This window comes from Ruegeria sp. CH10 (assembly GCF_056537125.1).
The window spans coordinates 847,437-865,243 of sequence record NZ_JBQFQY010000001.1; the positions used below are offsets into that span (position 1 = coordinate 847,437).

At 59.9% G+C, this 17,807-nt stretch carries 15 protein-coding genes; 9 read left to right on the forward strand and 6 right to left on the reverse strand.

Translation table 11 applies throughout. The annotated features are described in order from the left end of the window. The first annotated feature begins 39 nt into the window (after window positions 1-39). Together putA and ACRZ94_RS04240 are read left to right on the forward strand one after the other, a co-directional pair. Window positions 40-3,441: a bifunctional proline dehydrogenase/L-glutamate gamma-semialdehyde dehydrogenase PutA gene (gene putA, locus ACRZ94_RS04235; protein ID WP_480796745.1), complete on the forward strand. Its 3,402-nt coding sequence runs from the start codon at window positions 40-42 to the stop codon at window positions 3,439-3,441. A gap of 42 nt (window positions 3,442-3,483) precedes the next feature. Next, on the forward strand, window positions 3,484-4,227 hold the full coding sequence (locus ACRZ94_RS04240) for a rhomboid family intramembrane serine protease (protein ID WP_480650176.1): 744 nt from the start codon (window positions 3,484-3,486) through the stop codon (window positions 4,225-4,227). A 48-nt stretch (window positions 4,228-4,275) separates the two neighbouring features. On the opposite strand, the gene ACRZ94_RS04245 is transcribed toward ACRZ94_RS04240, so the two are convergent. Both ACRZ94_RS04245 and ACRZ94_RS04250 read right to left on the reverse strand, forming a co-directional pair. After that, window positions 4,276-5,061, reverse strand: coding sequence for an inositol monophosphatase family protein (locus ACRZ94_RS04245; protein ID WP_480650175.1), 786 nt, complete (start codon window positions 5,059-5,061; stop codon window positions 4,276-4,278). A 96-nt stretch (window positions 5,062-5,157) separates the two neighbouring features. Further along, on the reverse strand, window positions 5,158-6,063 hold the full coding sequence (locus ACRZ94_RS04250; protein ID WP_480651419.1) for a LysR family transcriptional regulator: 906 nt from the start codon (window positions 6,061-6,063) through the stop codon (window positions 5,158-5,160). 94 nt (window positions 6,064-6,157) lie between these two features. Between ACRZ94_RS04250 and metF the strand changes: the two genes are divergently transcribed. Together metF and ACRZ94_RS04260 are read left to right on the forward strand one after the other, a co-directional pair. Continuing rightward, entirely contained in the window at window positions 6,158-7,024 is an 867-nt protein-coding gene (gene metF, locus ACRZ94_RS04255) for a methylenetetrahydrofolate reductase [NAD(P)H] (RefSeq protein WP_480650174.1), read from the forward strand. A gap of 192 nt (window positions 7,025-7,216) precedes the next feature. After that, window positions 7,217-7,870, forward strand: a complete 654-nt coding sequence (locus tag ACRZ94_RS04260) for a DnaJ domain-containing protein (RefSeq protein ID WP_480650173.1) — start codon at window positions 7,217-7,219, stop codon at window positions 7,868-7,870. Between the two features lie 63 nt (window positions 7,871-7,933). Here ACRZ94_RS04260 and ACRZ94_RS04265 read toward each other — a convergent pair whose 3' ends face one another. Further along, a complete protein-coding gene (locus ACRZ94_RS04265; RefSeq protein WP_480796746.1) occupies window positions 7,934-8,452 on the reverse strand; it encodes a YHS domain-containing (seleno)protein in 519 nt (172 codons plus the stop codon). A gap of 229 nt (window positions 8,453-8,681) precedes the next feature. On the opposite strand from ACRZ94_RS04265, the gene yghU reads away from it, so the two are divergent. Further along, the gene (gene yghU, locus ACRZ94_RS04270; protein ID WP_480796747.1) at window positions 8,682-9,560 is read left to right on the forward strand and encodes a glutathione-dependent disulfide-bond oxidoreductase; all 879 of its coding nucleotides are present in this window, start codon (window positions 8,682-8,684) and stop codon (window positions 9,558-9,560) included. A gap of 33 nt (window positions 9,561-9,593) precedes the next feature. Here yghU and ACRZ94_RS04275 read toward each other — a convergent pair whose 3' ends face one another. Both ACRZ94_RS04275 and ACRZ94_RS04280 read right to left on the reverse strand, forming a co-directional pair. Further along, window positions 9,594-10,382: an SseB family protein gene (locus ACRZ94_RS04275; protein WP_480796748.1), complete on the reverse strand. Its 789-nt coding sequence runs from the start codon at window positions 10,380-10,382 to the stop codon at window positions 9,594-9,596. Beyond that, window positions 10,375-10,962 carry a uracil-DNA glycosylase family protein gene (locus ACRZ94_RS04280; protein WP_480796749.1) on the reverse strand — a complete coding sequence of 196 codons (588 nt, stop codon included), beginning with the start codon at window positions 10,960-10,962 and terminating at the stop codon, window positions 10,375-10,377. The genes ACRZ94_RS04275 and ACRZ94_RS04280 overlap by 8 nt, the downstream gene beginning before the upstream one ends. Before the next feature lie 228 nt (window positions 10,963-11,190). Here ACRZ94_RS04280 and ACRZ94_RS04285 point away from each other — a divergent pair, with 228 nt between their 5' ends. The 4 genes from ACRZ94_RS04285 to ACRZ94_RS04300 are packed head-to-tail and all read left to right on the forward strand — an operon-like array spanning window position 11,191 to window position 15,752. Beyond that, complete coding sequence (locus ACRZ94_RS04285; RefSeq protein ID WP_480651417.1) at window positions 11,191-11,850, forward strand: ABC transporter ATP-binding protein; 660 nt, start codon at window positions 11,191-11,193, stop codon at window positions 11,848-11,850. After that, window positions 11,828-13,402 carry a KpsE/RkpR family capsule polysaccharide export protein gene (locus tag ACRZ94_RS04290; protein ID WP_480650168.1) on the forward strand — a complete coding sequence of 525 codons (1,575 nt, stop codon included), beginning with the start codon at window positions 11,828-11,830 and terminating at the stop codon, window positions 13,400-13,402. The genes ACRZ94_RS04285 and ACRZ94_RS04290 overlap by 23 nt, the downstream gene beginning before the upstream one ends. A 5-nt stretch (window positions 13,403-13,407) precedes the next feature. Next, on the forward strand, window positions 13,408-14,241 hold the full coding sequence (kdsA, locus tag ACRZ94_RS04295) for a 3-deoxy-8-phosphooctulonate synthase (RefSeq protein ID WP_480650167.1): 834 nt from the start codon (window positions 13,408-13,410) through the stop codon (window positions 14,239-14,241). A gap of 14 nt (window positions 14,242-14,255) precedes the next feature. Beyond that, a complete protein-coding gene (locus ACRZ94_RS04300) occupies window positions 14,256-15,752 on the forward strand; it encodes a phosphomannomutase/phosphoglucomutase (RefSeq protein ID WP_480650166.1) in 1,497 nt (498 codons plus the stop codon). Between the two features lie 36 nt (window positions 15,753-15,788). Here the strand turns inward: ACRZ94_RS04300 and ACRZ94_RS04305 are convergent, their stop codons facing one another. After that, window positions 15,789-17,756: an AsmA family protein gene (locus ACRZ94_RS04305; RefSeq protein ID WP_480650165.1), complete on the reverse strand. Its 1,968-nt coding sequence runs from the start codon at window positions 17,754-17,756 to the stop codon at window positions 15,789-15,791. Between the last annotated feature and the right edge of the window lie 51 nt (window positions 17,757-17,807).

A 17,807-nucleotide genomic window follows, 5' to 3' on the forward strand; every position in this document is an offset into this window, starting at 1 on the left:
AAAATCGACTGTATACTCCCCGAAAGCACCGGAGGATACATGTCACACAGCCTGCGCACCCATATTGACGGTCAGACCTATGCCGATCAGTCCGAAATCCTGAATCGCCTGATCTCGCAGGCCGATCTGACGGCCTCAGACCGGGCCGCCATCTGCACGGCGGCTGCGCAGTTGGTGCGTGATATCCGCTCCAGCACCTCACCGGGGATGATGGAGGTGTTTCTGGCCGAATATGGCCTGTCGACCGATGAGGGCGTCGCGCTGATGTGTCTGGCCGAGGCGCTGCTGCGCGTCCCCGATCCCGATACGATCGACGCGCTGATCGAGGACAAGATTGCGCCCTCGGATTGGGGCAAGCATCTGGGGCAGTCCTCGTCGTCATTGGTGAACGCGTCAACCTGGGCGCTGATGCTGACAGGCAAGGTTCTGGATGAGGGCAAAGCCGCGCCCGTCAGCGCCCTGCGCGGGGCGATCAAGCGACTGGGTGAGCCGGTGATCCGCACCGCCGTGGGCCGCGCCATGAAGGAAATGGGCCGTCAGTTCGTTCTGGGCGAGACGATCCAATCCGCGATGAAGCGCGCCAGCGGGATGGAGGACAAGGGCTATACCTATTCCTATGACATGCTGGGTGAGGCCGCCCGCACCGAGGGGGACGCCGCCCGCTATCACCTGTCCTATTCGCGCGCGATTGCGGCCATTGCCGATGCCTGCACCCATGACGACATCCGTGCCAATCCGGGGATTTCGGTGAAGCTGTCCGCCCTGCACCCCCGCTATGAGCTGGCGCAGGAACAACGGGTGATGGATGAGCTGGTCCCGCGCCTGCGCGCCCTGTGCCTGTTGGCCAAGGCCGCTGGCATGGGCCTGAACGTGGACGCAGAAGAAGCCGACCGCCTGTCCCTGTCGCTGCAGGTGATCGAAGAGGTAATGACTGAGCCCGCCCTTGCGGGGTGGGACGGGTTCGGGATCGTGGTGCAAGCTTACGGCCCGCGCGCCGGGATCGTTCTGGACACGCTGTATGACATGGCCGAACGCCACGACCGCAAACTGATGGTCCGTTTGGTCAAGGGCGCCTATTGGGATACCGAGATCAAGCGCGCTCAGGTCGAAGGGGTCGATGGCTTTCCCGTCTTCACCCACAAGGCGGCGACGGATGTGTCCTATATCGCCAATGCCCGCAAACTGCTGGGCATGACCGACCGCATCTATCCGCAATTCGCCACCCACAATGCGCACACGGTCAGCGCGATCCTGCATATGGCCAGCAACCAGCCGTTTGAATTCCAGCGCCTGCACGGTATGGGCGAAACCCTGCACAACCTTGTCAAAAGCCAAAACAACACCCGCTGCCGCATCTATGCACCGGTCGGGGCGCATCGCGATCTGTTGGCCTATCTGGTTCGACGACTGCTGGAAAACGGCGCGAACTCGTCCTTCGTGAACCAGATCGTGGACGAGGACGTGCCACCTGAAGAAGTCGCCGCCGACCCGTTTGTAACGGTTGAGACCCCGCCGAAACCCCTGCCGACCGGGCCCGAACTTTTTGAGCCAGAGCGCCCGAACTCAAAAGGGTTCGACCTGCACCATACGCCGACGCTCGACCGGATCGACGCCGCCCGTGGCGCATTCCGCGCCCATCACTGGCACACGCAGCCGCTTTTGTCGGACGATGCGCACCCGGAAGAGGATCAGCCGGTCGCCAACCCGGCCCTGCCACAGGACCGGCCCGGCATGGTTGCCCAGGCCAGCACCCGCGACGTGGAACTGGCGCTGGCCTCGGCCTGCCCATGGCGGGCCCCTGCGGACGACCGGGCACGTATCCTGAACGCCGCTGCTGATTTGTACGAGACGCATTTTGGCGAGCTGTTCGCCCTGCTGACGCGCGAGGCTGGCAAGTCCATACCCGACGCCGTGGCCGAACTGCGCGAGGCGGTGGATTTTCTGCGCTACTACGCGGCGAACATCCCCGATGCAGAGCCAGCGGGTACGTTCACCTGCATCAGCCCGTGGAATTTTCCGCTGGCGATTTTCTCCGGCCAGATTTCCGCCGCCCTGGCGACCGGCAACGCCGTTCTGGCCAAACCGGCCCCACAGACTCCGCTGATCGCGCATCGGGCCGTGCAACTGCTGCATGAAGCAGGCGTTCCGCGTGATGCGCTGCAACTGCTGCCGGGTGGGCCGCAGGTCGGTGCCGCGCTGACGTCGGACCCGCGCGTGTCCGGCGTGGCCTTTACCGGATCAACCGCGACGGCGCTGAAAATCCGCGCCGCGATGGCGGGCAACATGCGGCCCGGCACGCCTTTGATCGCGGAAACCGGCGGGCTGAACGCGATGATCGTCGACAGTACCGCCCTGCCCGAACAAGCCGTGCAATCCATCATCGAAAGCGCGTTTCAGTCGGCGGGGCAGCGATGCTCGGCCCTGCGGTGCCTTTATGTGCAAGAGGACATCGCAGATGACCTGCTGAAAATGCTGACCGGCGCGATGGACGCGTTGCGGATCGGGGACCCATGGCTGCTCTCCACCGATAGCGGCCCGGTGATCGATCAGGATGCGTGGCAGGGTATCGCGGATCACATCGCCACGGCCCGGTGCGAAGGCAGGGTTCTGAAAGAAATGGCCACGCCCCCCGAAGGCACCTTCATCGCCCCCACCCTGATCGAGGTGACGGGTATCGGAGCACTGGAGCGCGAGATCTTCGGCCCCGTCCTGCATGTGGCGCAGTTCAAAGCGTCCGAGATCGATCAGGTCATCGCCGACATCAACGCCACCGGCTACGGCCTGACCTTTGGCCTGCACACCCGTATTGACGACCGCGTGCAACACATCACCGAGGCCGTTCACGCAGGCAACATTTACGTGAACCGCAACCAGATCGGCGCGATCGTCGGCTCGCAACCCTTTGGGGGCGAGGGGCTGTCGGGCACCGGCCCCAAAGCGGGCGGTCCGAACTACATGGCCCGGTTCTGCGCGCCAGACCGGCAAGAGAGCGCGGCGCAGTGGGACAGCACCATGAGTGACCTGCCCGCGCCGCAGGGGCACCCTGCCCCAACCCGCACCCAATCCCTGCCCGGTCCCACCGGCGAATCCAATCGCCTCAGCGAAACCCCGCGTGCCCCCCTGCTGTGCATGGGCCCCGGCCCCGACGCTGTGACAGCGCAGGCCGAGGCGGTCGAAGCCCTGGGCGGCACCGCAATCCGCGCCACGGGTATGCTTGACCTGCACCGCCTTGAAAACGTTGTCGGGATCTCGGGCGTTCTGTGGTGGGGCGACGACGAAACCGGGCATGAGATCGAACGCCACCTGGCCCGCCGCACCGGCCCCATCCTGCCGCTGATCCCCGGTCGCCCCGACCGCGCACGGGTACTGGGCGAGCGTCATGTCTGCGTCGACACAACTGCCGCAGGCGGCAACGCTGCCCTGCTTGGGGGTGCGGCGTAACCGGGCCTTGACGCTGGGCCGCGAAAAGCCCAGCGTCGCGCCATGTTTCCGATCCGCGACCATAACCCCTCGGGGCGCACGCCCTATGTTGTCTACCTGCTGATGGCGGCCAATGTCCTGATTTTCCTCAGCTATGTGGGCATCATGGATAACGATCGCCTGATCAGTCGGTTCTATTTCGACTATGCGGTCATCCCCGCCCGGATCACTGACGGGTTTGCGTTTGAAACGCTCGTGACCTCAATGTTTCTGCACGGAGGGTGGATGCATCTGGCGGGGAATATGCTGTTTCTGTGGATCTTCGGCGACAACCTCGAAGATGAGATGGGGCACCTACCCTTCCTGCTGTTCTATCTGGCCGCTGGCATCGGGGCCGGTCTGATCCATGTCGCCACTGCGCCCGACTCGGTGGTGCCGACCATCGGCGCATCAGGTGCGATTGCCGGGGTGATGGGCGGATACTTACTGCTGTTCCCGAAGGCGCGGGTGGATATTCTGCTGATCCTGATCGTCTATTTCAGGGTCTTCACGATACCGGCCTTTATCATGCTGGGCATCTGGCTGGGCATACAGTTCATGGGCAGCCTGACCAGCAACCCCGACGAAGGCGGCGTGGCCTATTGGGCCCATACCGGGGGGTTCGTCGTCGGCCTGATCCTGAGCATTCCGCTTTGGCTGAAACGCGGTGGTCCCGCTTATTGGGGCCGCACCCACGGCCATCCGCCCCACCCGGAACACAAATACAAACTGTCCCGGTCCCGCATTCCAAAGATACCGCGCCGATAAAAAAGCGCGCCTGAATTCGGACGCGCTCTTGTCATTCTGAGGGGGGGCTTAACCCCGGATCACCTTGGCGAATTGGTCAAAGATCGGCTCGTTCGCGCAGATGACTTCGCCATCTTCCAGCACGCTGCCCTCGGGGTTCAGAGCCTGCACAAAGCCGCCCGCCTCTTTCACGATGATGATCCCGGCAGCCACGTCCCAGGCATTCAGGCGACGTTCCCAGAAGCCCTCATACCGACCAGCAGCCACATAAGCCATGTCCAGCGCCGCAGCGCCCCAACGGCGCACACCAGCGCAGGCAGGCATCAGACGCGCCAGATCATGCAACGTGGCCGGCAGGTCCGAGCGGCCACCAAAGGGCAGACCGGTCGAGAAGATCGATTCAATCATGCGATGACGGCCCGAGACCCGGATACGCATATCGTTCATCCATGCGCCTTCGCCTTTTTCGGCAAAGAACATCTCATCCTTGGCGGGGTCATAGATCACACCGGATACGATCTTGCCCTTATGTTCCAGCGCGATCGAGATCGCCCAATGCGGCAGGCCGTGCAGAAAGTTGGTGGTGCCGTCCAGCGGGTCAACGATCCAGCGGCGGGTCGGGTCTTCGCCCGCGATGGTGCCACCCTCTTCGGCCAACCAGCCATAGGTGGGACGCGCGCCCAGCAGTTCCTCTTTCAGGATCGCCTCGGCCGCAATATCAGCCTTGGAAACAAAGTCGCCCGCACCCTTCATCGAGACTTGCAGGTTCTCGACCTCACGGAAATCCTTGACCAAAGACCGCCCCGCCTTGCGCGCGGCTTTAATCATGATGTTGAGATTTGCACTGCCAACCATTGTCTCAAGGCTCCTGTCCGGTCAAACCGCGCGTATACTGGGGCAATGCGCCCTTGCCAAGGGGGTTGATGCGCATAGCAGACCCGCGTTTTGCGCCTATTGCGATTGCAGCTTGCGCGCCTCGTTTCCGGCCAGTTCGATCAACTCCTGAACAAAGGGTTTTTCCAGATCCTCGGAGCGCACCGCCGCGTAAAGCCTGCGGGTGATCCCGTCTTTGGTCAGCGGACGGGTGACATAGTCGGAATTATACTTCACCTCGCGCACCACCCAATCGGGCAAAACAGAAACGCCCCGGTTCGATGCAACCAGCAACAGGATGACGGCGGTCAGTTCGACCTGACGGATCGCGGCGGGCTCAACCCGCGCGGGGATCAACAATTGGCTGAAAATGTCCAGCCGCGTCCGTTCAACCGGGTAGGTGATCAGGGTCTGGCCGCGGAAATCCTCGGCCTCGATATAGTCTTTCTGCGCCAGAGGGTGGGATGAGGCCGCAACAAACACCGCATCATAGTCGAACAATTCGATGAATTCGACGCCCGGCAGGTCTTCGGGGTCGGACGAGACGACCAGATCAACCTCTTCTTTTTGCAGCGCGGGCAAGGCATCAAAGGCAAGGCCGGGCCGAATATCCACATCCACATCGCCCCAGGATTTGCGGAAGGATTCAAGCACCGGGAATAGCCATTCGAAACAGGCGTGGCATTCGATGGCAATGTGCATCCGGCCCGTGCGTCCATCGCGCAAAGACGAAAACTCCTGCTGTGTCGCCTCGACCTGCGGCAAGATCTGTTCCGCCAGCCGCAACAGGCGCAGCCCCGCCGCTGACAGTTTCATCGGCTTGGAGCGCCGCAGGAACAGCTCCACCCCGGCCTGATCCTCGAGGCCCTTGATCTGATGGCTCAGGGCCGATTGCGTGATGTTCAGCTGATCCGCTGCACGGGCAAGACCGCCGCATTCATGGATCGCCTTGATCGTGCGCAGGTGCCGGAATTCGATGTGCATCGCAATAAGACTCATGTTGTTCTTGAGTAATATGAGTTTGTCTCACAATGTGTGAACTGGCACAAGGGCGTCAGATTGGACCGATGAGGCAGACATGACGACACCTGAGATTTCATTCGAGTTTTTCCCGCCCCAAACGCTTGAGGCCTCGTTTCGCCTTTGGGATACGGTGCAAACTCTGGCCCCGCTGAACCCGCGTTTTGTCTCGGTCACTTATGGCGCAGGCGGCACCACGCGGGAACTGACTCGCGATGCGGTGGCCACGCTGCACAAATCCTCGGGCCTGCCAGTGGCGGCGCATCTGACCTGTGTGGAGGCGTCGCGACAAGAAACGCTGGCAATTGCCGATACATTTGCGCGCGCAGGGGTTCAGAACATCGTGGCTTTGCGGGGCGATCCGCCCAAAGGTCAGGACCGGTTCACCCCACACCCTGACGGGTTTTCCCATTCCGTCGAGCTGATCGAAGCCCTTGCAGACACGGGGAAATTCAACATCCGTGTAGGGGCCTATCCCGACAAACACCCCGAGGCGCGCGACTTTTCTGCCGATATCGATTGGTTGAAAGCCAAGCTGGACGCGGGTGCGGATGAGGCCCTGACCCAATTCTTTTTCGAGGCCGAGACATTTTTCCGGTTCCGCGACGCCTGCGAGAAAGCCGGAATCGACAAACCCATCGTGCCCGGCATCCTTCCGGTTGAGAACTGGAAAGGCGCGCGTAAGTTTGCCCGCCGGTGCGGAACGCATATTCCCGATTGGGTCGAAAACGCCTTTGAAAAAGCGATCCGCGATGATCGTGAGGACCTGCTGGCGACGGCCCTTTGCACTGAGCTGTGTTCAGACCTGATCGATGGCGGCGTGGACAAGCTGCATTTCTACACACTGAACCGCCCCGAACTGACACGCAATGTGTGTTTTGCCCTTGGCATCACACCTAATACTGAATTGCAGAACGTAGCCTGACACTATCCCTGTTGGCTGCCTTGGCCCGGTTTCCTTTTGGAGCCGGGCTTTTTTCATAATCGCGATGTGAACAATACCACGCAAGCACCACCACTGTTCCAACAAACGCAATAAAAACTGATTAAAGTTTGACAAAAACGTGAGCCTCCGCACACTGGGATTGTGGTGTTTCTTTAAAGAGTTGCTTTGAGTATGGAGCCAGTAGACAAAATTAATGCGCGCGCCGATGCGCTGTCCGCATTGGGACTGGACCAAAGCGCAGGGTCAGATGACATTCGGGACGCTTGGCGTCACATCGCCTTTCGTGCGCATCCAGATCACAGAAACGGGGATTGTACCCATTTCGCCCGCGCGAAAGAGGCTTATGACTTTCTGCGCCGTGAAGGGCTGACAACCAAGGGTCAGTCCACTGGCAAACCCCGGCGGCCTAAGTTGCGCAAACGCGTCGTCGAACTAGAGCGTTCAGATATCGACGCCTGCCGCGTGTTGCTGAACACAGCCCTGTCGCACAGCCCGGACGGATCGAAGGCTGAGGCAGATGCGCACGACAAAACAGACTCGGATCACGTGCCCGACGCGGTGGGGTTCTACGGTCGCCACCTGACCTATTTCGTGCCTACACCAGTATGCGAGGGGGCCAACCGCGTGGCGCTGCCCACATCCTTTCTGGCATCGGCTCGGCGTATGGAAACCGAAGTTCTCAGCTTTCAGTCCAACGATGCAGGTGGCGGTGAGGTGGTGATCCCCGAGACGATCACTGCCAGCAAGTTTCCCGGCGCCAAAAGCGTGCGCATCAAATTCGATGCCAATCAGCAGATGCGGGACGAATTCTGGCTGGCAGTCTGAACCAACAACCCAACAAAAAAGCCCGGCCAAACAGCCGGGCTTTTGTTTTGCGTGAGTGGTCGATTAGTTCGCAACCGGACCTTTTGAGGTGAATTTCGGAATGACGCTGCTTGATGCCGCGGCGCTTTCGATGCCCGGCCAGTTGCCTTCGGCCAGATTGATGTTGCCCGGAATGTCTTCTTCGAAGAAGCCAACAACAACATCGGTGATGTTCAGGTACAGTTTGTCGTCAACGATCCGCCACAGGTTGGGGTTCGCAGGAACTTTGCCGCCCTTGGAGACGCCATAGGCGCAGTGGCCATCATATTGAGGCGCGTAGTAAGCCGGGTTCTCAAGGAACTTGTCGCGGTTTTCAGCCGATGCAAACGCCCAGGTCGCGCCGTTGTATTCCGCCGTATAGTCTGCGTTGCCGCGCACGGCCGCGGGCTGGGACTGGCCGACCGGTGCTTGATCCAGGCTGCGATAGGCAACAACGTCATATCCCGACACGGCAAAACCGGTGCCGTCTACATATTGGTCACCTGCAAAGGCAGGCACAGCAAGGGTCAAAGCAGTTGCAAGGGTCAGGGCAAAGCGTCTCATGTGGTCAATCCTTTTGTCCTTGGGTTTCGCGTTGATCAGAGGATAGGTATTTTCGCCGCGTTGGGCAGTCCTCCTCGCGTCGCTGTGAGGTCGAATGAACAAACGTGAGAGGTTCCGCCCTGATTGTTACAAAACTGCCTGCACATCCGGGGTTGGACTCGGCGCTTTGCAACATTAGCTGTTGGAACGGACGGACAATTCACCCGAACTTTGCTGAGAAAGACGACAGATGACCGAGCAATCTTCCTACACGCCCCCTACAGTCTGGACATGGGACAGCGAAAGCGGCGGCCAGTTTGCCAATATCAACCGCCCCATCGCCGGAGCGACCCACGACAAGGACCTGCCGGTCGGCAAGCACCCGCTGCAGCTGTATTCGCTGGCTACGCCCAACGGCGTCAAAGTCACCGTCATGCTGGAAGAACTGCTGGCGCTGGGTCACGAAGGCGCGGAATACAACGCGTGGCTGATCAATATCGGTGAGGGTGATCAATTCGGATCGGGGTTTGTCGATGCCAACCCGAACTCTAAAATCCCGGCGCTATGGGACCGGTCAGGGGATGCACCGCTGCGCGTCTTCGAAAGCGCATCGATCCTGTTCCATCTGGCTGAGAAATTCGATGCCTTTCTGCCGAAATCGGGCCCCGAGCGGACCGAGGTGATGAACTGGGTATTCTGGCAAATGGGCAGCGCGCCCTACCTGGGTGGCGGCTTTGGCCATTTCTACGCCTATGCGCCGGAAAAATTCGAATACCCGATCAACCGCTTTACCATGGAAACCAAGCGTCAGTTGGACGTGCTGGACCGCCAACTGGCCGAAAACACCTATATCGCGGGCGAGAATTACACGATCGCAGATATGGCGATCTGGCCCTGGTACGGTCAGCTGGTCTTGGGTCGGCTGTACAGTGCCGCCGAATTCCTGGATGTCGAATCCTACAAAAACGTAATGCGGTGGGCCAAAGCGATTGACGCCCGCCCGGCGGTTCAGCGTGGCCGAATGGTCAACCGCCCCTTTGGTGAACCGCACACACAACTGCACGAACGCCACGACGCTAGCGACTTTGAAACCCGCACACAGGACAAGCTGGCCCCTGCCGAAGACTAAAAGCTTTGCCCCGCATCCCAAAGGGGTGCGGGGTTACCTCAGCACCGGCGGCTTGTCCGGGTCACTGCCCGGTGGACTTGGGGTGACAGTGCGTCGTTCGGGCTGTGGCAGGTCGAACTTCAACCCGACACGCGCCAAGAGGGCCGCGGCTGGATCATCCACGCCAAAGAAGCCAACATCCATTGCCCCGGCTTCGATGCCCGAAAATGTCAGCGCCTCTGACGCCGCTTTGGCAAGGGCGGCTTCGGCCCCTTCGACCGCACCGACAAAGCCCAGCAAATGCCCCGCCCCGCCATCCTGCGCCTTGGTTCCGACAAGAAACGCAGCCTCAGCCAATCCCACAGCTGTTGCCAGTTTCGTATCCAACGCGGTGAGCAGATCATCCGGCAACCCAACGGGCGGCAGGAATTCGGCCAGATGCTGCTGCACCTGTTCCGGCGCGTGCTCCAGCGTTGTAGCCAACCAACCCAGCGCCTCGGCCGGGATCAGCATGGATGAGGGCGCGACCTCAAGGTTCAGGCCCAATCCGATCCCCTGCCCTGACAACAGCCCGGCCAGAATCCGACCTGACAGCGCCACATAAGGCACCGTCCGGTTGGCAAAGCGCGCAAGGCGTTCTTCGGTGTCGAACACCAAAACGAACCGACCGTCAGCCACATCGAAAACCTCGGGCGAGATGTTGTCGCCCTTTGCTTCCTCGGTCAGCAGCATGATCAACTCGCTATCCGCGAGCCGCTCAAAGAACCGAAGCCGCGTCGCATCATCCTGCGGGTTGGCCTGCATCGCGGCATGGGCGGCATCAAGGGCGGTTGTGTCAGTCATTCAGAACCTCTTGCACCCGTGCACGCAGAACCGGCAGCAATTCGGCCTCAAACCACGGGTTTTTCTTCAACCATGCCGTATTCCGCCACGAGGGATGAGGCAAGGGAAAGACCTGCGGCGCATAGTCTTGCCAGCGCTTCACCGTCTCAGTTACCGACCCGCGGGTGCCCAGATGGTACTTATGCGCATGACCCCCAACCAGAACGGTCAACGGCACCTGGCCCAGTTCTTCCATCACCCGATCATGCCAGGTTTTTCCGCAGATCGGAGGCGGCGGCAGGTCCGCCTTGCGTTCGTTGTAACCGGGAAAGCAGAACGCCATCGGCACGATGGACACCCTCGTGCGGTCGTAAAACACTGTGTCATCGATCCCCAGCCAGTCACGCAGGCGGTCGCCCGACGGGTCGGTAAAGGGGCGGCCCGACTCGTGCACCCGTGCGCCAGGTGCTTGCCCCGCGACCAAAAGCGGTGTGCCGTGCCGGAACCAGACCACCGGGCGGGGCTGGTGCGCTGTATGTGTGGCCTGAAACCGGTCGGCACAGATACGGCAGGCTTCAATCTCTTTCTGTAGTGAATTCATCAGATCGCAAGGTTTCCGGCGTCAAACTGGGGGACGGTCGAGATGAAAGATAGTCAATGTGCCACACCGGGCCAACCGATACACAAGTCACAATACCAACAGGCGTTTGCGGTACGCATTGATCATTTGTTTCATAATTCGACATAATGTAGCCAAGATGGACGAATAAATTATCCGTTCCCTCACCGGCCCACCCGGTGCAACACAAAGATGAGCAGCAGGCCCCGGATGCTTGAGTTCGAGAATGTCAGTAAGTCCTTTTGGACCGGAACCCGCCGAAAGGTGATTCTGGATCAGGTCTCGTTCCGGATTGAGCTTGGGCGCTCGATCGGCATTCTGGCGCCTAATGGCACCGGCAAGACGACACTGATCAACATGATGGCGGGGCTTGAGAAACCGGATGAGGGCGTGATCCGCAAAGACTGCAGGATTTCCTTTCCCATGGGCTTTGCGGGCGGGGTGGCCAAGCGGCTCTCGGCGCTGGAAAACGCGCGTTATATCGCAAAAATCTATGGGATGGACCCCGATTATGTCGAGGCATATTGCAGCTGGCTGTGCGGTCTGGGTGAGTATTTCAACCAACCGATGGGCACGTATTCCTCCGGTATGCGGGCGCGGTTTACATTTGCGCTGATGCTGGCGCTGGATTTTGACATGTACCTGATCGATGAGGGCATGCCAGCAACCACGGATGTGGAATTCAACCGCAAAGCCGGTGACATTCTGCGGGAACGGCTGCGCACCACGACGCTGGTGATCGTGTCCCACAGCCCCGAAGTTCTGGAAAAATTCGCCCAGCAAGCCGCCGTTCTTCTGGATGGCCAGCTTTACATGTTCGACACCTTGGAAGAGGCCCGAGAGCTATATGACTACCAAACCCAAGGCTAAAAAATACCGCTGGCGGCGCAATCGTCAGAACGCGGACTCGGCAGAGGCCCGCGCTGACGCGATGTCGCGTATCAGAGAGGCCACGCAACCCTCTGAGGCCGCAAATGACAGCGCGCCCGCGACCGACATCGAAGCGATCAAACGCGAAGGGCTGACCGGGCGACAATTGCGCGTGGCGCGGCGTCTGGCAGATAAAAACGGGCTGGCGGCAACGTCGGACTATGATGCAGTGCGCTTGCTACGCGAAAAAGGCATCGATCCGTTTGAGCGCGCCAACCTGCTGGACCTGGCGGCCGAGCGCAAAGATTCCAAAGATCAGGCGCGGGATAAAATCACCATCCAGCTGCCGCAAACCGTCCGAGAAAACCCTCAGAGTCTTCCGGGGCCAGAGCTCAGCCCTGCGGAAAGGCGCAATCTGGAAATCGGTGAGATTCAGAAGGAAATCGCGCGCCGCCGCAAACGTAAACTGTTTGCGTTGTTTGCGCGTCTGGCCTTTTTCGTCTTGCTGCCGACCCTGATCGTGGGCACCTATTTTTATCGTTTTGCAACGCCAATGTATGCCAGCGACTCGGCGTTTTCGATTTTGCAGGCCGATGGCGGCGGTGCATCCTTTGGTGGTTTTCTGGCGGGAACCCAATATGCGACGGCGCAGGATTCGGTCGCAACGCAGGAGTTTCTGGAATCCAAAGACGCCCTTGTGCGATTGGAAGAAGACACCAATTTTTCCGCAATTTTCAAGCAAGATTGGATCGACCCGATTCAGCGGCTGCCGCAGGATGCGACGCTTGAGGACACCTACAAGCTTTATAAACGCATGATCACCATTGGCTATGACCCAAGTGACGGGATCATCCGAATGGAAGTGGCGGCCCCCACACCTGAAATTACTGTCGAACTGTCTGATCTGCTGCTGTCTTATGCTGAAGAAACCATCAATGGGCTGACCGAACTGAAGCGCGAAGACCAGATGCGCGATGCACGCGCGGGGTTCGAAATGGCGCAGGAAGAACGGCGCAAAGCGCAGGAAGAACTGATTGAATTGCAACTGCAGGGCGCGGTTCTGGACCCGGAAAATGTGCTGGCGGGCCTTCGCGGACGGATCAACGCGATCGAGCTTGAGCTGCAGGAAAAAGAGCTGCAACTGGCTGCGCTTTTGGACAATGCGCGCCCCAACCAGGCCAAGGTCGAAGGCGTACAGGCCGACATCAAACGGCTTGAGGCTGTTCTGGCCGAGTTGAACGCCGAAATGCTGGATGCATCGGCAGGCGAAAACTCGCTGGCGCGGCTGAGCGTTCGAATCCAGATGGCGCAGGCCGATCTGGCCGCCCGGGATCTGATGATGCAAACCGCACTGGAACAGATGGAAACCACACGGACCGAGGCCAACCGCAAGGTGCGCTATCTGACCGTATCGGTGAACCCTGTGGCCAGTCAGGAACCCAGCTATCCGCGCAAGTTCGAAAATACGATTTTGGCTTTCCTGTTGTTTGCTGGTATCTACCTGATGATCTCGCTTACCGCGTCGGTCCTTCGTGAACAGGTATCCTCGTAAGACACATGAAACATGTAAAAATCTCCGATCTCACGGTCGGCAATGATCTGCCTCTGACGATCATTGCGGGCCCCTGCCAGCTTGAAACTGCCGATCATGCCCAGATGATCGCGGGAAAAATGAAAGAGGCCTGCGATGCCGCCGGTGCGCAGTATGTCTTCAAAGCCTCTTACGACAAGGCGAACCGGACCTCTCTGTCCGGCGCGCGCGGCATGGGGATCGATGCCGGGCTGAAGGTGCTGGATGACATCCGCAAGACGATGGGCATTCCGGTTCTGACGGACGTCCACACCGAAGCGCAATGCGCAATCGCGGCCGAGGCTGTGGATGTGCTGCAGATCCCGGCCTTTCTGTGCCGTCAGACCGACATGCTGCTGGCTGCGGGCAATACGGGCGCTGTGATCAACGTTAAAAAGGGGCAGTTTCTGGCCCCCTGGGAAATGCCCAATATCGTGGCCAAGATCGAAAGCACCGGGAATACGAATATCCTGCTGACTGAGCGTGGCTCGTCCTTTGGCTATAACACGCTGGTGGCAGACATGCGCTCGCTGCCGCAAATGGCGCAGACGGGTTACCCAGTGGTAATGGACGCCACCCATTCGGTGCAGCAACCCGGCGGTCAAGGTGGCTCATCCGGTGGTCAGCGCGAATTTGCGCCGGTCATGGCCCGGGCTGCGGTCGCCGTTGGGACGGGGGCCGTGTTTATGGAAACGCATCAGGACCCGGACAACGCACCCTGCGACGGGCCCAACATGATCTATCTGGATCAGATGCCCCAGTTGATTGACACTTTGATGCGCTTTGACGCGCTGGCCAAAGCCAACCCCATTCAGATTTAAGCACGAGCGATAGTATGACCAAACCCATCCCCGAGGTGACCCCAAACACCTGGAGCTTTCTGCGCGACCCGATGATCAAACCCACGGGGTTTCGCGAATATGACGCCCGCTGGAAATACCCCGAAGAGATCAACCTGCCCGGCATGACGGCTTTGGGCCTTGGTCTGGGCACTCAGATGCGCAAACGCGGCATCGCGCCGGTCATTGCGGTCGGCAATGACTATCGCGACTATTCGCTGGCGATCAAGAACGCGCTGATCCTTGGGCTGATGCAGGCAGGAATTCAGGTCAAGGATATTGGCCCCGCGCTTAGCCCGATGGCGTATTTCGCCCAGTTCCATCTGGATGTGCCTGCTGTGGCAATGGTCACCGCCAGCCACAATCCCAATGGCTGGACCGGGGTGAAGATGGGTTTTGAGCGTCCTCTGACCCACGGGCCTGATGAAATGTCGGAACTGCGCGACATTGTGCTGAATGGCGAAGGCCAGCCACATGAGGGCGGGTCATACGAGTTCGTTGATGGCGTCAAAGAAGCTTATATCGACGATCTGGTTGGCGATTTCAAAATGTCACGCCCGCTGAAAGTGGTTTGCGCGACCGGGAACGGCACCGCTTCGGCCTTTGCGCCCGAGATATTCGAGCGGATGGGCGTCGAGGTTGTGCCCAGCCACACCCGGCTGGATTACACCTTCCCCAACTACAACCCCAATCCCGAAGCGATGGAGATGCTGCACGACATGTCCGATACCGTGAAATCCAGCGGTGCCGACATGGCGCTTGGCTTTGACGGCGACGGCGACCGCTGCGGCGTTGTCGATGACGAGGGTGAGGAGATTTTTGCCGACAAGGTTGGCGTGATCATGGCCCGCGATCTGGCCAAGCTGTACCCCAATGCGACCTTTGTGGCCGATGTGAAATCCACTGGCCTGTTCGCCAGCGACCCCGAATTGCAGGCCCGTGGCGTCAAGGCCGACTACTGGAAGACCGGCCACAGCCACATGAAACGCCGGGTCAAGGAAATCAACGCGCTGGCTGGGTTTGAAAAATCGGGTCACTACTTTCTGGCCGAGCCTATCGGGCGCGGCTACGACTGCGGCATGCGTGTGGCGGTCGAGATTTGTAAGCTGATGGACCGCAACCCGGACAAAAGCATGTCGGATCTGCGCAAGGCGCTGCCGAAGACATGGTCGACCCCGACCATGTCCCCCTATGCGGCGGATACCGAGAAATACGACATCCTTGCACGTCTGGTCGACAAGCTGGTCGCCAAGGCCGATGCAGGGGAAACTCTGGCTGGTCGCGCGATCAAAGAGGTGGTCACGGTCAACGGCGCACGTGTCATTCTGGACAATGGCAGCTGGGGGCTGGTGCGCGCCTCTTCGAACACGCCAAATCTGGTTGTGGTCTGCGAAAGCAGTGACAGCGAAGATGAAATGCGCGCCATCTTCGCCGATATCGATGCGGTGATCCGCACCGAACCCGGCGTTGGCGATTACGATCAAACCATCTGATCCAAACCAATTAAGGGGTGCCCGAGGGCACCCCTTTTAGTCTGCACCAAACAGTTTGAGCAGGCCCTTCTTGGCCTCTTCCTCCAGTTTGTTCTTCAGGGCATCTTCGACGCTTTCGCTGTCGGTGACCACAGTCCCCAACTCATCACCGACCTTATCCAGCACCTTTTGCTTGGCGTCGTCTTCCAGGTCTTTCAACTGCCCTTCGGCGGCAGCTTCGATCACCTTGGTCAGATCAGGTTTGATCGACGGGTTGCTCCAAGGACCGACAATGCGAACTGGCACCGAAATGCCTTGGCCGGAATTGGCCCGTAACGCGGTCGGCGTAAACAAATAGTCAAGCGTCTGCGCCCCGATATTGACCACCCCTTTGCCATCAGCGCGGAAGTTATCCAGCGACATCAACAGATCATTGTTGGTCAGAACCCCCTGATCCATCGTAAAGCTGGCCGTCAGACTGTTGAAAACCGTTGTTCCACCAGTGCCCTTGCCCCGTCCCATCAACCGGTCAAGATCAAAGCCCGAAATCACGCCTTGCCCCACATTCAGGCCGCCCTTCCCGCTGAGAGAGCGCATGATCTGATCTTCGGTTTGCCCCACGCCCAGAAAGTCGAAACTGCCAGAGCCAGTTCCCGTGAACCCATTGACATCAAGCGCGGTCGACAGAGCTTGCTGCAGGTTGATACCGTCGGCTTTCAGATTGCCGCCAACTGACAGCCCGTTTCGATTATTGGCGACCACCTGCCCGGTCACTGTGCCCGCGAACAAAGTGGCGGGGTTCATCTTGAGAACCGCCCGGGATCGATCCAGGCTAAGCGTCAGGTCGCTTGGGCCCAGCGTCAGATCAGGCACCGCGATGGATGCGGCGGTCAGGCGGATTTCGCCATTGGCCAGCGCCAGCGCAGAGGCGTCGATGGGGTCAGTTGACCATCCACTGCCGGTTGCAGGGGCCGTAGCAGAGCCGCCGCCCCCGGAATCCGATGTCTCATTGTAACGCGACAAATCCAGATCGCCGGTCTTGAGACGCGCGGTGATTTTGGGCGGGTCCGCGATCTCGACGTCCACATCGCCAGTGAAGCGATTGTTATCCAGCTGTGCCACCATCTGGCGCAGCGATGCACGGCCATCGCTTGTATAAGTCATATGCCCCGAGACATCGGCCACACGACCCAATCCCCGGGGCACGCCAACGCCCGCCTGCCCGAACGCCGCCAGCATCTGTTCGGTATTGGTCGTCTTGACCTCAAGACTGCCGTCCATCTCTCCGGCCAGGTTAACGCGGCCGTCAAAGCCGAACTCTCCGCCCGGCGCGGTCAGGGCCAGTTGCAACGGTGCCACCGCGCCCGAGGCATAGGCGGGCAGGTTCGGTATCTTGAGGTCGACATTGACCGTCCCCCCCGGCACGCCCATCTGCGCCGCCATGATCATCGGTGCGGAAACATCGGGCCAACTGGCAGACAGATCAACGCCCGAGAAATCGAAGGTCTTCACGCCGTTTTCGATGTAAAGCAACCGCGCATCTGTCAGTTCCAGGCGATCCAGAGTGACGGCGCCCTGTGACGAGGTCTGCGTAGGCGCGGTGGCTTGCCCTGAACTGGCCTGGGCACTGGGCTGAGAGCCAGCGGCACTCAGCTCCCAGTTTCCCCGCCCGTCCGACAGTTCCAACCGCAGCACGGGCTGATCAGCAATGACGCGGCGGATACGAAACTCACCATTCAGCAGGGCCGCAGCATCGACGCCGACGGCCAGGCTGTTCGCGCTCAGCATCGGTTCCGATGCCGCCCAGGGGGCGTTGCTAAAGGTGACAGGCCCCGTCTCCATTCCCAGAACCGGCCAGAACGACAGTTTGACCTCACCGGTCAGGCTCAGCTCTCGCCCGGTTTTGGCCTTGACCTGCTCGGCCAGGATCGTGGCCAGCTTGTCGCCCGGCATCAGCAACAGCGCGCCAATCGCAAGGCCAAATGCGACCACGAAAAGGAACAGGATGCGCAACAGCCACTTCATTTTTCTGCTCTCCGCTTTTTTGGCATGCGTTGAAAAGATCATTCAAAGCTC